This is a genomic window from Dehalococcoidales bacterium (assembly GCA_035529395.1).
Taxonomy (GTDB): Bacteria; Chloroflexota; Dehalococcoidia; order Dehalococcoidales; family Fen-1064; genus DUES01.
In genome coordinates this window covers 32737-46051 of sequence record DATKWT010000045.1, presented here as the reverse complement: position 1 = coordinate 46051, position 13315 = coordinate 32737, and the positions used below count along the sequence as shown (strand labels likewise).

At 57.1% G+C, this 13315-nt stretch carries 14 protein-coding genes; 4 read left to right on the top strand and 10 right to left on the bottom strand.

The genetic code is table 11. The features are described from left to right. The 9 genes from VMW13_03095 to rpsB form a co-directional block, all read right to left on the bottom strand. On the bottom strand, positions 1-369 hold a 369-nt coding region (locus VMW13_03095; GenBank protein HUV43798.1), incomplete at its 3' end, for an SDR family NAD(P)-dependent oxidoreductase. A 127-nt stretch (positions 370-496) separates the two neighbouring features. Then, entirely contained in the window at positions 497-1795 is a 1299-nt protein-coding gene (gene rseP / locus VMW13_03090) for an RIP metalloprotease RseP (GenBank protein HUV43797.1), read from the bottom strand. Then, the gene (locus VMW13_03085; GenBank protein ID HUV43796.1) at positions 1789-2928 is read right to left on the bottom strand and encodes a 1-deoxy-D-xylulose-5-phosphate reductoisomerase; all 1140 of its coding nucleotides are present in this window, start codon (positions 2926-2928) and stop codon (positions 1789-1791) included. Before VMW13_03085 ends, rseP begins: the two co-directional genes overlap by 7 nt. After that, on the bottom strand, positions 2913-3764 hold the full coding sequence (locus tag VMW13_03080) for a phosphatidate cytidylyltransferase (GenBank protein HUV43795.1): 852 nt from the start codon (positions 3762-3764) through the stop codon (positions 2913-2915). Before VMW13_03080 ends, VMW13_03085 begins: the two co-directional genes overlap by 16 nt. An 8-nt stretch (positions 3765-3772) precedes the next feature. Beyond that, positions 3773-4495, bottom strand: a complete 723-nt coding sequence (gene uppS / locus VMW13_03075) for a polyprenyl diphosphate synthase (GenBank protein HUV43794.1) — start codon at positions 4493-4495, stop codon at positions 3773-3775. A gap of 33 nt (positions 4496-4528) precedes the next feature. After that, the gene (gene frr / locus VMW13_03070) at positions 4529-5086 is read right to left on the bottom strand and encodes a ribosome recycling factor (protein ID HUV43793.1); all 558 of its coding nucleotides are present in this window, start codon (positions 5084-5086) and stop codon (positions 4529-4531) included. Beyond that, positions 5079-5813, bottom strand: coding sequence for a UMP kinase (gene pyrH / locus VMW13_03065; protein HUV43792.1), 735 nt, complete (start codon positions 5811-5813; stop codon positions 5079-5081). Before pyrH ends, frr begins: the two co-directional genes overlap by 8 nt. Positions 5814-5861: 48 nt before the next feature. Next, positions 5862-6434, bottom strand: coding sequence for an elongation factor Ts (locus tag VMW13_03060; protein ID HUV43791.1), 573 nt, complete (start codon positions 6432-6434; stop codon positions 5862-5864). After that, positions 6424-7209, bottom strand: coding sequence for a 30S ribosomal protein S2 (gene rpsB / locus VMW13_03055; protein HUV43790.1), 786 nt, complete (start codon positions 7207-7209; stop codon positions 6424-6426). The genes VMW13_03060 and rpsB overlap by 11 nt, the downstream gene beginning before the upstream one ends. A 178-nt stretch (positions 7210-7387) precedes the next feature. On the opposite strand from rpsB, the gene VMW13_03050 reads away from it, so the two are divergent. The 4 genes from VMW13_03050 (at position 7388) to VMW13_03035 (ending at position 12005) form a co-directional block, all read left to right on the top strand. After that, positions 7388-7843 (top strand): NfeD family protein, encoded by a 456-nt coding sequence (locus tag VMW13_03050; GenBank protein HUV43789.1) that lies wholly within the window; start codon positions 7388-7390, stop codon positions 7841-7843. 2 nt (positions 7844-7845) lie between these two features. After that, positions 7846-8754, top strand: a complete 909-nt coding sequence (locus VMW13_03045) for an SPFH domain-containing protein (protein ID HUV43788.1) — start codon at positions 7846-7848, stop codon at positions 8752-8754. A 323-nt stretch (positions 8755-9077) separates the two neighbouring features. Beyond that, entirely contained in the window at positions 9078-10178 is a 1101-nt protein-coding gene (locus tag VMW13_03040; protein HUV43787.1) for a nitronate monooxygenase, read from the top strand. 549 nt (positions 10179-10727) lie between these two features. Next, positions 10728-12005, top strand: coding sequence for an adenylosuccinate synthase (locus tag VMW13_03035; GenBank protein ID HUV43786.1), 1278 nt, complete (start codon positions 10728-10730; stop codon positions 12003-12005). Positions 12006-12084: 79 nt separating this feature from the next. Here VMW13_03035 and VMW13_03030 read toward each other — a convergent pair whose 3' ends face one another. Then, positions 12085-13314, bottom strand: a complete 1230-nt coding sequence (locus VMW13_03030; protein HUV43785.1) for a hypothetical protein — start codon at positions 13312-13314, stop codon at positions 12085-12087. Between the last annotated feature and the right edge of the window lies 1 nt (position 13315).

Sequence of the window (13315 nt, the reverse complement as noted above, 5' to 3'; positions counted from 1 at the left end):
GAGACCCTTCAGGTTGAGGTTCATTATCGAGTCCCAGGCCCTTTCCTCCAGCTCAAGCGCCGGCATCCAGACGACACTGGTACCGGCGTTGTTTACCAGGACGTCAATCCTGCCGAATTCGGCGACGACTGTATCGACCAGGTTCTGTATCTGGTCCATGCGGCCTACATGCGTTGCCACGGCTATCGACTTCCTGCCCAGGCCCCGTATCTCTTCGGCTACCAGCTCCAGGTCAGGCAGTTTCCGGCTGGTCACCGCTACATCGGCACCGGCTTCGGCGAATGCCAGCGCGGTGGCCTGACCGATACCACGACTGCCGCCGGTTACCAGTGCGACTTTACCTTCGAGAGAGAACCGGGTAGAAACCATCCGTATGCCCTCCATATTCAGTGGGGAATACCGTGTCCGGTGGGAGCCCCCCTCAGAAGGTGGGAGCCCCCTCAGAAGGGGCGAAGCCCCTCTGTACTCCCCTTTTTCAGCAGCCTGCTACGGGATTCTACCCGCCGCCAGCGATTCTGAATATGTCCTGGACGGTAACCGCCAGGAAGACCGCTATCAGCAGGAAGAAGCCGATGGTGTGTATCTGCCATTCCTTCTTCGGGGAGATGCGCTTGCCCCGGCGGACAAACTCCAGGAAGACAAAGATGAGCCGGCCACCGTCCAGCGCCGGAAGCGGGAAGAGGTTGATGATTCCCAGGTTGATACTGATAAGGGAGGCAAACTCCAGCAGGGGACCTATTCCCGCCCTGGCTACCTCTCCGGTCATCTGCGCGATACCCACCGGCCCTCTCAGGTCGAATGGTAAAGCACCACTGATAATACCGACAACGCCGTTCTTGAACAGGACGAAGATTTCTATACTCTGGCCGAAACCCTTCGGTATAGCCTGCCAGAACGAAAGCTGTTGCCGCGTGACCGGCCCGGAAGAGGTGTATACGGCAACACCCATAGCCCCCTCCTCTGCGGGTGGGTCCGACCGGGGTGTAAGGCGGACCTCTTCCGTGGTCAGGTCAGTACGCCGGATGAGGACAGCTACCTCGGTATCCAGGCGCCGGTCAAGATAGTCCCCCAGGTCGTCGACGCTATGCACTTCTTCTCCGTCTATGCTCAGGATAACGTCTCCCGGTCTGATGCCTGCCCCGGCGGCCGGGGAGTCTGGTGCTATCGCTTTAATTGCTACCCACTGGACTGTGGTCACGCCAATGGGGTCTTGCCCCTCCGGGGGTTCCCAGCGGGGAGTCAAGCGCACCTCCTCTGTGGACAGGTCGGTGTGCCGGATGGAGACCGGGATGGTGCTGCCCAGGTAGCGGTACAGGTAGCGCTGGAGGTCACCGGAATTGTTCACGACTTTGCCGTTAATGCTCAGGATGATGTCCCCGGGCTCAATCCCGGCAAGGGCCGCCGGAGAGTCCGGTGCTACGTCCATTACCTCGACGTCGCCGATAACGGTATCATGGGGGACCATAAAGGCAATCGAGAGGAGCAGGACAGGCAGCAGGAAGTTCATAATCGAGCCGGCACCGAGGACGAGCAGCCGGGTAGGGATACTCTTGTTTGCCAGGCTGCCAGGTGCATCGGGGTCTTCCTCGCCGGACATCTTGACGAATCCGCCCAGGGGAAGGGCGTTTATCGAGTATACTGTCTCACCGCGCTTGAAGGCGAACAACCGTGGCGGGTAGAAAAGGCCTGCCTCCTCCACCTTCACGTGGGACAGCTTGGCGGTTACAAAATGCCCGAGCTCGTGGGCAAAGACTATCACTATGATAACGCCGAGAAAGGAAAGTACCGTCAGCATGGGTTGCCCTCCCCGGCCAGTACATGCGTCCTCTGCCTCGCCCAGCCGTCAGCGCTGATGATGTCTTCCAGGCCCGGCCCGGTGATGGTCTCGTGCTCCGCCAGCACCTGCCCCACCAGACGGGCGATGTCCGTAAAGCCGATGTCTCCGGATAGAAAGAGGTCAGCGGCCACCTCGTCGGCGGCACAGAGGACGGCGGGCTGGGTCCCTCCCGTTTTTCCGGCCTCGATTGCCAGCCTCAGGCAGGGAAACCGGTCAGGGTCCGGCTGCTCGAAGGTCAGCTCCCGGACCACAGACCAGTCTATCCGGGGAAGCTCTGCATTGGGCAGGCGCTCGGGGTAAGTGAGGGCATACTGAATCGGCAGTCGCATATCGGGATAGCTCATCTGGGCCTTGATCGAGCCGTCGGCGAATTCAACCATGGAATGAATGATGCTCTGCGGATGAACAATAACCCGGATTCCGTCATAGGGAACATCGAACAGCCAGTGGGCTTCGATTATCTCCAGCCCCTTGTTCATCAGGGTAGCGGAGTCGATTGTGACTTTCTTTCCCATCTGCCAGGAGGGGTGTTTCAGGGCCTGGGCGGCGGTTACTCGCTCCAGCTCTTCCGGTGAATAGCCACGGAAAGGCCCCCCTGAAGCAGTTAGATATATGCGGGCCACGGACTTTTCTTCACCCCGAAGGCACTGCCAGATGGCGCTGTGTTCGCTGTCCACCGGAAAGATGCGGGCACCGTTTGCCTCCGCCTCCCGTGTGATGATATCGCCGGCCATGACCAGCGATTCCTTGTTGGCCAGGGCGACATCCTTACCGGCCCTGACCGCCGATAACACTGCGGTCAACCCTGCCTTCCCCGAGGTGGCAACGACAACTATATCTACCTCGGTGTGACGGGCCATCTCCTCCGGAAGGAGATGCTCGAAACCGGTACGGGGAATGTCTTCTGCCTGGCAATGAACGAAGCTCGGCCGGAACTCCTCCATCTGCCTGGACAGCAGGTCAATGTTCTGTCCTGCCGTCAATGCCACGACGCGGAACCGGGATGGGAGGTTACGCACGACCTGAAGCGTCTGTCTACCGATTGAACCGGTAGAACCGAGGATGGCCAGCCGTTTTACTGTATTACCCATACTACATAGTAGTATACCACGATACCTGCGAAGATAATGCTGTCCATCCGGTCCAGGACGCCCCCGTGTCCCGGCAGCAGGCTGCCGGAGTCTTTGACTCCGGCATGGCGCTTGAGCAGCGATTCTGCAAGGTCACCAAGCTGTCCGAACACGCTGACGAGGAGGCCGAGGCTCAGCGCCTGCCAACAGATAAAGCCCTCGACATAGAGTGGGTTGGTTGCGGCAAACAGTCGTGGCGCAGTAAATAGCAAACTGAACACCATTGCGCCGACCACTCCGGCCAGGGCGCCTTCCCAGGTCTTGTTGGGGCTGATTCGCGGTGCCAGGCGGTGGCGTCCGAAAGACCTGCCGATGAAGAAGGCAGTGGTATCGGAGGCAGCATTGGCCAGAATAACAAGGAATACCCAGTTCATACCGTCGGTCATGCCCCTCAGTGACACCAGGTGGCTGAGGAGCCAGCCCACATAGAGGATTCCGCCGAGCGTCCACGCCCAGTTGACAAAGGCTGCGCCGGTGCGCGGTCGTATCAGAAGCCAGAGCATGGGGAGCGCGATTGCCAGCATCAATAGAAGTGGTATCAACAGGCCGGGGTCGAAGTGAGGTGCCAGAAACGATAACAGGTCCGGGTTCCGACTGATGATAAAGAGAAGAGTCAGTACCACCCCAATGTGGACAAGTGGCGATGCCCTGGAGGCGACGGCCAACCGATAGAACTCCATGACGCCAAGCACTGCCACCACAGCCATCAGGGCCGTAAACCAGGGTTCTCCAAACCAGATAGCCGCAACAGGCAGGGGGATGATGACCAGAGTGGTGATGATCCTTTTTTTAAGCATGCCGGCTACTACCCCAGCCCGCCAAACCGCCTTTTCCTTCGGCTGTATGACAGGAGGGCTCTGTCCAGGTCACGCTTGCTGAAGTCCGGCCAGAGGACCCTGGTGAAGTGGTACTCGCTGTAGGCTGTCTGCCACAGCAGGAAATTACTCAGCCTGGTTTCGTCACCGGTACGAATCAAGAGGTCGACATCAGGTATATCGCCGGCATAGAGATACTTGCTGAGTGACTCCTCGGTAATGTCTTCAGGTCTGACACCATCGGCAATTAGCCGCTGCAGGGCGTCGACGATCTCGGCGCGCCCCCCGTAGTTGAAGGCAACGCAGAGCGTCATGCTGGTGTTGTCCCTGGTGGCCGCAATTGCCCTGGTTATCGACTCCCGCAGGCTCTGCGGCAACTGATGAAGTCGGCCAATATGGCGCAGCCTGATACCCTTCTCGTGGATTTCATCAAGATACCGGTCTATAAATGCTGTTAGAATCTGGAACAGGCCCTTAATCTCAGATTCGGGACGGTTCCAGTTCTCGGTGGAGAACCCATAGAGGGTAAGGTAGCTTATCGGGTACTTATTGAGGTACTGCACCATGCGGTGCATGTTTTCCGCCCCGGCCTGGTGGCCCTCAAGCCTGGGCCAGCCACGTTTTTCTGCCCATCGGCCGTTGCCATCGGGTACGATGGCTACATGGTTGGGCAGACGTTCCAGTTGTTTGGGGGTCGATTTCGCAACCGTCATCCTGCCATCCCCTGTGTATTTCTGAGAACCGGACTAGACCTCCAGGATTTCCGCTTCTTTGTCATGACCGATGCGCTCGCTCTCGGCAATGAAACCATCGGTGATCTTCTGTAGCTGTGCCTGTAGACGCTTATCCTCATCCTGCGAGAGCTCTTTGTTCTTCTCCTGTGTCCTGAGTTCGTCCAAAGCTTCCCGCCTCAGATTACGGATTTCCACCCTCCCTTGCTCAATCCTGCGCCGAACGACCTTGATGAGTTCCTGTCGACGTTCTTCAGTCAGCGGGGGGATATTCACTCGTATGACGCGGCCATCACTGGCCGGGTTCAGACCCAGGTCAGATGCCAGGATAGCCTTCTCGATGCTGCTGACGCTTGCCCTGTCCCAGGGCTGGATTATTAACAGGTTTGCCCCTTGTGTGGAGATGCTGGCGACCTGGTTAAGTGGCATGATGGCACCGGCATACTCCACCCTGACGTTTTCTATCAATGCCGGTGAAGCGCGCCCGGTGCGGATACCGGCCAGCTCCTTCTGCAGGGCCTCCAGCGATTTCCGCATCTTCTGTTCGATGTTTAGCAGAGTATCCTCACTCATCGCTCTTCCTGCTGGACACCAGTGTGCCGATTGGCTCGCCCATCACGGCACGTTCTATACTCCGGTCTGCCAGGAAATTAAAGACGATTATCGGCAGTTTATTTTCCAGGCAGAGGGATAGTGCGGTAGCATCCATTACCTCAAGCCGCATATTGATGGCATCGAGGTAGGTAATGGAATCGAACTTCCTGGCTTTGGGGTCTTTGCGGGGGTCGGCACTGTAGATGCCATCAACATTGTTCTTGGTCATCAACAGTGCCCCTGCACCAATCTCTATCGCCCGCAGGGCGGCGGCGGTATCCGTGGTCATGAATGGGTTTCCCGTTCCCGCTGCAAAGATAACCACCCTGCCTTTTTCCAGGTGACGGATAGCCCTTCGCCTGATGTAGGGTTCGGCTACCTGCTGGATATTCAGTGCAGACTGGGTCCTGGTGGTCACACCTTCCCTTTCCAGGGCATCCTGAAGGGAGAGGGCGTTGATTACTGTGGCCAGCATTCCGGCATAGTCTGCGGTGGCCCGGTCCATCCCGTGCTGCTCCGCCTGAGCGCCCCGCCAGATATTGCCACCACCCACGACGACGGCGACTTCCACCCCCATCTCGCTGACCCGCTTGATCTGCCTGGCTACCCAGGTGGAGACCGTGGGATCGATACCAAAATCGGCTCCGCCGCTGAAGGCCTCACCACTGAGCTTGAGGACGATGCGCCGATACTTAGGAGTAACGATTTGCTTGGGAGCAGCCATTTGCCTTATTCACAACCTATTTTGTTATGGTCAGGAGTCCGCACCGGTAGCAACGTCTGCACTCAGTTCGGCCACGCGGCACTCTCCCTGCCCCAGTTCAAATCTGGCAAATTTGCTTACTCTGACGTTCTCACCAACCCTGGCCGCGGTCTCGGTGATAAGGTCCTGGATGGTCTTCTCAGGGTCCTTGATGAAGGCCTGGAGCAGCAGGCAGGCTATCTCCGGCTCCGTATCGGCATCTTCAGGCATCTGTTCCTCAGTGATGCACAGGGGTTCCTGGGCGGCAACCTGCATTGCCAGGTTGTGCGCTAATTCCTGGAACTCCGGGGTGCGGGCGACGAAGTCAGTCTCGCAGTTCAGCTCAACCATCGCTCCGATGCGTCCGCCGGTATGTACGTAGGTCTCAACCAGTCCCTGCGAGGTCTCACGCTGGCTCTTCTTGTCTACCCGGACCAGACTCTGCTCTTTCAGAATCTCGCTTGCCTTTTCCATGTCTCCTTCTGTTTTGAGGAGCGCATTCCGGCAGTCCATTATGCCGGCACCTGTCTGGTCTCTGAGTTCCTTGATTTTCTCCGTAGAAACGCTCATGTTGTTATTCATCATCGGGGGTATACACCAGCGGTTCACCATCCGGAACTTGCTCTGGTTCTTCCAGGTCTACCCCTTCTCCTTCCTCGATGGCTTCCATCGCTACCGCGGCCTTGCCTTCCAGTATGGAGTTGGCAATCTTGCTGCATACCAGCCTGATGGCTCTGATAGCGTCATCGTTGGCGGGAATGGGGTAGTCAATATCGACAGGGTTGGAATTGCTGTCTATCACGGCTACTATCGGTACTCCGACCCGTTTGGCTTCGGCGATGGCGATGCCTTCCTTCGTGGTGTCAATGATGAACAGCGCGGCGGGCAGGCGGGTCATCTCCTTGAAGCCCCCCATCTGCCGATTGAGACGGGCTATTTTTTCTCCAATCTTGAGAATCTCTTTCTTGGGGAGTCCAACGAAGCCTCCCCGGGCCTGCTGGTCTTCCAGGCGCACCAGATAGTCAATGCGTGACTGGATGGTGGCGAAGTTGGTCAGGGTACCCCCTATCCAGCGCAGGTTGACGAAGAACATCCCGCATCGCTGGGCTTCTTCTTCGATGGCATCGTGGGCCTGCTTCTTGGTGCCCACAAACATGACGTCACCGCCCTCGACGGCTACCTGCTTGATAAACTCACAGGCCTTCTCAAGCATACTGGCGGTTCGCTCCAGGTCAATGATGTGAATGCCATCACGCTTGGTAAAGATGTACTGCTTCATGCGAGGATGCCAGCGACTGGTCGGATGCCCGAAATGGGCCCCAGCCTCAAGTAGTTCTTTTATTGTGACGGTCTCCGCCAAACTCTACCCCCTTGCCGAATTCCTACACAGTATACCATACGGGTCACGGCACGGGCAATACTGGTGGGGTAATCATCTCAAACGACTGTTGACAAACTCCTTACTGAGTAATAAACTCAAGTTCCAGTAAGCTACTATTTGGAGGACCTGTCAGGATTCTGGGGAAAAGGGAGGTAAAATGGAGTTTGCAGACCAGTGGTTGTGGCTGATATTCGTGGGTGTAGGACTCGCGATGGTCCTGGTCGAGTTCCTCGGCGGTGGTTTCAGCGGGTTCGAGCTGGTCATCATCGGTTCGGTCTTTATCGCAGGGGGGCTTGTCGCCTCACCGTTCGATTCCTGGCCGGTGGCCGTTATTGTCACCAGCGTGCTCTGCTTCGCCTACATCGCCGCCGGACGGAGATACCTCCGCCGCTGGACGCAGACCAGGAAGGCAAAGACGAACATCGATACCATCATCGGAACACGGGGTGTCGTGGTGAAAGAGATTACGAAGTATGCCCCCGGCCGGATTCAAGTTCGCGGGGTTCGGTGGCGGGCATCGGCCGATGAAGAGATGGAGAAAGGGCAGGAGGTAACCGTTATCGAAATTCGTGGGACGACTCTGACAGTAAAGAAAACAGAAGGAGGTGACTGAAGATGTCAGGTGGAATTATTGCGCTTATTGTAATCCTGGTGGTGGCCGTAATTATCCTGTTCCGTTCCTTGAAGGTGATTCGGCAGTTTGAGCGAGGCATCGTCGAGCGGCTGGGCAGGTACAAGGAAACGCTCGACCCCGGGCTGAAGTTCCTTGTCCCATTCATTGACAACCTTGCGGTAAAGGTTGATATGAGAGAAACGGTGCTTGATATTGAACCGCAGCCGGTAATTACTATGGATAACGTTGCCGTTACCGTGGATGCGGTTGTCTACTATTACGTAGCGGATGCCAAGGCACGGACCTATGAAGTAGCCAACTTCGGCATGGCCGTGAGCAAGCTGGCGCAGACCAACATCAGGAACGTCATCGGTGAGATGAGCCTGGATGAAACGCTGACGTCACGGGAACGCATCAATGCTGCCCTGCGGGAGACCCTGGATGAGGCTACCGATAAATGGGGTGTAAAGGTAACCAGGGTAGAGGTCAAGGAGATTGAGCCACCCAGGGACATTGCCGATGCCATGAGCAAGCAGATGAAGGCGGAGCGCGAGAAACGGGGAATTATCCTTGAAGCGGAAGCTTACCGGGAGAAGCAAATCCTGGAGGCCGAGGGTGATAAGCAGAACGCGATACTGAAGGCCGAGGGTAACCGGCAGCGCGAGATACTGGAGGCCGAGGGTGACAGGCAGGCTGCGATTCTGAGGGCTGAAGGTGAAGCTAAGGCGGTTGAAGAAGTATCCAATGCGGCCGATAAGTTCTTTGTCGGTAATGCCCAGTTGCTGAAGCAGCTCCAGGTTACCCAGGCAGCTCTTGAGAATAACACCAAACTCGTTATGTCCGACCAGTCCCGGCTGATAAACGTCCTGGGACTGGGGGAGAAACAGTCAAGCGGCGATAGCTCGAAGTGAGTCCGGCCAGGACTGTTCCATCCGAAGAAGGCCAGGCGCAATGTGCGGCAGACCATCGATGTACCGTCGACGGTCTGCCGTGTCGTGTTCTTCGTCATGACTTGAGAAAAGATGAATAAAAGCTTATGATTAGGCTTGAACGGCAGCGCAGGCGGGTACGGGCCATGAACATTGGAATGCTGACTGCGCGTGTCTACACGGCACTGGAACAAGAGGAGTAGACCAGAGGGGAGCTACAGGATTCACCCAACGGGGGGCAGTGTTTCGGAGAAGCCAGCGCGGCTCGGGCAAAAGACGGCATCCTGGCTAAATGAGTGTAGTGTATGAGCCTCAATAAGGCACCAAGACTGCGGATAGGCGATCTGGAAGCAAGTATCCCGATTGTGCAAGGGGGACTGGGGGTTGGTATTTCCTTATCGAGTCTATCCTCAACCGTTGCCAACGAGGGAGGCATCGGAGTTATTGCCGCCACGGGAATCGGCATGCTTGAGACTGATTTCGACAAGAATTTCAAGGAAGCCAATAAGAGAGCCTTGCAAAGAGAAATAAGAAGGGCAAGGGAACTGACGACGGGCATTATTGGCGTGAACATACTGGTAGCCAGTTCAGATTCTTATGACCTTCTGCAGACCGCGGTGGATGAAGGCGCAGACCTGGTCTTTCTTGGCGCCGGACTTCCGCTGAGGATTCCTACGGTATTGTCTTCGGATGGGTCCAGAAAGGTCACAGCCAGGATTGTTCCAATAGTATCCTCTGCCAGGGCGGCCAGAGTCATATTTCAATACTGGGAGAGGCACTACAATCATGTACCTGATGCGGTGGTGGTTGAGGGCCCATTAGCCGGTGGACACCTTGGATTCAAGAAAGAGCAGATCACTAATCCTGACTATGCCCTGGAGAAGATACTGCCGGAAGTAATCGCGGTGACAAAGCACTATGGGCAATACTTTGGTAAGAGCATTCCGGTAATCGCTGCCGGAGGGGTGTATACAGGTGCCGATATTCACAGGTTCCTTCAATCAGGGGCTCAGGCGGTGCAGATGGCAACCAGGTTCGTGGCAACTCACGAATGCGATGCTTCCCCAGAATTCAAGGAAGCATATGTGAGGTGCAAGAAAGAGGACCTTGTCATAATCGACAGCCCGGTTGGACTACCGGGGAGAGCCATACGGAATGGGTTCCTCGAGCAGATATCATCGGGGGCGAGGATACCATTCAAGTGCCCCTGGAAGTGTCTGAAGACCTGTGATGCAAGGAGTGCGCCGTACTGCATCGGTGTCGCCCTGACCAATGCCAAGAAGGGGGACATTGAAAGAGGATTTGCCTTTGCCGGGGCTAATGCCCACAGGGTAGACAAAATCATCTCCGTTAGAGAGCTTATCGAGACTCTGCAAATGGAATATGAGATTGCGGCATCCACGTGAATGGTGTCGACGAGGTAGAATGCAGCGATTTGGCAAGGGGGGTATCAAGGAGGGGGCGCCTCTCAGAAGAGGCGACCACAGAGTCGGACCCAGCCGTTGCTGTGTACCATCTGTAATCCCCGCTAATCCATTCTATCTCAAATACTCAATCACCAGCTCGACCACTAATTGTACACTTCCACAAGGAGAAGAATTAAATAAGAGGGGGCGCCCCTCAGAGGGGCTGAAACTCCTCTTCTGAGAGGGGCCGAAACCCCCTCTGGCAGGGGCCCGGGGGTGTCCCCCAGATATAATCTTTCCCCCCTTCCGCAGAAGGCTCCTTCCTGGACAGGAAGGGGAAGGCACCGCCCCGTCTGAGGGGCGCCACATCTGGGCCGCACGGGGAGTGGTCGAAAGGGTTTTTCATAGGCTTGCTAGAGGGAGACACACGCCTCTTGACGTCCCGGGGGCGAGCATCTATAGTGTGCGGGGCAGGGCGGTACCACGGTAAGAAATCAGGGCTGACGCGGTGGCTGTCCCGCAGCGAGAGGTCCGTGAGGAGGGAGACCGATGAAGATAACGGCGATTGTGGGGGTGAACTGGGGGGATGAAGGTAAGGGAAGGATGGTCGACCTGCTGTCCGCGGAACACGATGTGGTCGTGCGCTTCCAGGGAGGCAACAACGCCGGACACACGATTATCAACGACTACGGCAAGTTTGCCCTGAACCTGCTTCCTTCGGGTATATTCCGGCCGGGGGTGGTGAACGTGCTCGGGCCGGGGATGGTGATAGACCTGGAGCACCTTGCCAAGGAGATTGAGTACATTCGTGCCTGTGGGATAACCATAAACACCGGGAATCTGAAGGTGAGCGACCGTGCCATCATCTGTTTCCCGTTCCACCGCGACCAGGACCGGCTGGAAGAAGAGAGACTGGCCGGTAAGAAGTACGGCTCCACCGTACGCGGTATTGCACCGGCCTACGGGGACAAGTACCTCAAGAAGGGGATACAGGTAGGTGAGTTGCTCTATCCGGAATACATGGCGGACAGGGTCTCCGACCTGTTGGAGTGGAAGAACGCCGTGCTGACTTCAGTATACGGCGGCGAACCTCATACTCTGGCAGCCACCCTGTCATGGCTCAAGGAATACGGAGGTAAGGCCAAAGACTTTATATGTAACACGACTGTACTTCTTGAAGGGGCCGTCGTCGAAGGCAAGAACATCCTGCTGGAAGGACAACTGGGAGCACTCAGGGATATCCACTACGGCATCTACCCGATGACTACCTCGTCCTCACCCCTGACAGCGTTTGCACCCATCGGGGCGGGGCTGTTCAGTCGCCCGATAGACAATGTCATCGGTGTCGTCAAGGCCTTTTCGACCTGTGTCGGTGAAGGCCCGTTCGTCACCGAGTTGGATGATGAAGTCGGTCTTCGTTTGCGGGAGAAAGGTGGGGGCGAGTACGGCGCCGCCACCGGTAGACCGCGACGGACCGGGCACCTCGACCTGGTAGCCTCGGAGTTCGGAGTGCAGGTCCAGCAGGTTGATGAAATCGCCCTGACCAAGCTGGACATCCTTTCGTCTGAGCCGGTGCTCAAGGTCTGCGTGGGCTACGAAATCAGGGGTAATATCGAGACGGAATTTCCCCTGACACCGCTGCTTTACGAGGCGAAGCCCGTGTATGAGGAACTGCCGGGATGGGATGAAGATATAACCGGCATTCGTACCTATGACGGTCTTCCGGCGAACGCACAGCGCTACGTAGAGTATATCGAGGAGCACCTGGAGAAACCGGTGCGCTATATCTCGGTGGGACCGGAGCGGAGTGAGATAATAGTACGGTGATGGGAAGGGTTGCAGGGTAGCTCTTCTATGCTGCCAGGTCGGGAGCAGGTATCTGGCATTATTTTGACTCCCTCCGGGGTCACGTCTGTGATTTCACCTCAGATTCCAGCAATTCCAGTGCCCTGACCAGTGCCGCAGCCATCGGTTCGAGGAGTTCGGGGGCGGTCCCGACTTCCGGTACGTCTTCCGGCGTGTGGAAGTACCGGTACGGCCCGCCATTGACCCCGAATCCCCGGTACCCCATGCGGATAACTTCCCTCATTTCACCTATCCCCCGGCCTGCACGCGGTTCCAGTCCGGGTAGTTCCGCCAGGGCGGTATTGAGCAGGGGCAGGAGCTCTTCGCTACTGCAGACCACTCGATAGTCCTCCGGTCGTGCCCGTTTCACAAGGTCACCGGTAGTTTCCTCCCAGTCCCAGGTGGCAATATTGGCGCCAAGGTGTATCCAGGCCAGCGTCCTGTCAGGTGATGGGGCCAGTTCCTCGATGAATCGCATTATACCGGTGCCGCCGGTCTCATGGCCGGTGTTGGCGTCGAACAGGTAGCTCACATTGGAGTTGCGTTCACTCGCCCACCGTGCCAGGGCCAGGGACAGCGCAACACCGGGGCCGCGCTCGCCGGCGCAGGTGAACCAACCACTCTTGGGCGTGGATATAACGATAATGTCATCGCCGCGGTTAAGCTTTGCGATTATGTTTCTCGGCTGTGCGTTCGGAATATCAGTCCCGTCCAGGAGCAGGGATACCTCGGCATGTCTTTCTGCGGCCTTGACCAGGACAGCCTCATTTCGCTTTGGAGTAAGTACCACCGGAATCGGCCGGCGCGCTGTCTCTACGGGGGTATTGTAGGCATGCATTCCGTCCGATGGCCCATTGCCGATGACAACTGCTGCAATTGCCCCTGCCCCGGCAGCCGCACGAATAGCAGAATTATCCCCCTCGTTGGAAAAGGCTGGCGCACCGTAGCTGAAGGACGGTTTGAGGAGCACAATACTCCCCTCCGGAATATCATGGCCGGTATCGGTAGCTACAAGTCGACCCCGAACGGGTGTCTGGCCGGTCCATGTGGGCGGCCACAGTGGGAAGCAGCCCATCTCCTTACCGTCGACAGTCAGGTTGGTGTTATCGACGAAGTAGGTCTCCTGGGAGAAGGTCTGGAAACTGACATCGAGACCGCATGCCGTCAGCCGCTCTGCCATCCAGTCCGTAGTCTTCTCCTCACCATCGGTTGCCGTCCGGTGGTCGCCGAAGGAGGAGTACGCCACCACATCCTGGTACAGTTTTTCACCGGAAAGGAAGTGGCTTGTCACG

Excerpts from the sequence above, each read along its gene's own strand:
- rseP (HUV43797.1), bottom strand. The coding sequence starts at position 1,795 with ATGCTGACGGTACTTTCCTTTCTCGGCGTTATCATAGTGATAGTCTTT.
- VMW13_03085 (HUV43796.1), bottom strand. The coding sequence starts at position 2,928 with ATGGGTAATACAGTAAAACGGCTGGCCATCCTCGGTTCTACCGGTTCA.
- VMW13_03080 (HUV43795.1), bottom strand. The coding sequence starts at position 3,764 with ATGCTTAAAAAAAGGATCATCACCACTCTGGTCATCATCCCCCTGCCT.
- uppS (HUV43794.1), bottom strand. The coding sequence starts at position 4,495 with ATGACGGTTGCGAAATCGACCCCCAAACAACTGGAACGTCTGCCCAAC.
- frr (HUV43793.1), bottom strand. The coding sequence starts at position 5,086 with ATGAGTGAGGATACTCTGCTAAACATCGAACAGAAGATGCGGAAATCG.
- VMW13_03060 (HUV43791.1), bottom strand. The coding sequence starts at position 6,434 with ATGATGAATAACAACATGAGCGTTTCTACGGAGAAAATCAAGGAACTC.
- VMW13_03050 (HUV43789.1), top strand. The coding sequence starts at position 7,388 with ATGGAGTTTGCAGACCAGTGGTTGTGGCTGATATTCGTGGGTGTAGGA.
- VMW13_03045 (HUV43788.1), top strand. The coding sequence starts at position 7,846 with ATGTCAGGTGGAATTATTGCGCTTATTGTAATCCTGGTGGTGGCCGTA.
- VMW13_03040 (HUV43787.1), top strand. The coding sequence starts at position 9,078 with ATGAGCCTCAATAAGGCACCAAGACTGCGGATAGGCGATCTGGAAGCA.
- VMW13_03035 (HUV43786.1), top strand. The coding sequence starts at position 10,728 with ATGAAGATAACGGCGATTGTGGGGGTGAACTGGGGGGATGAAGGTAAG.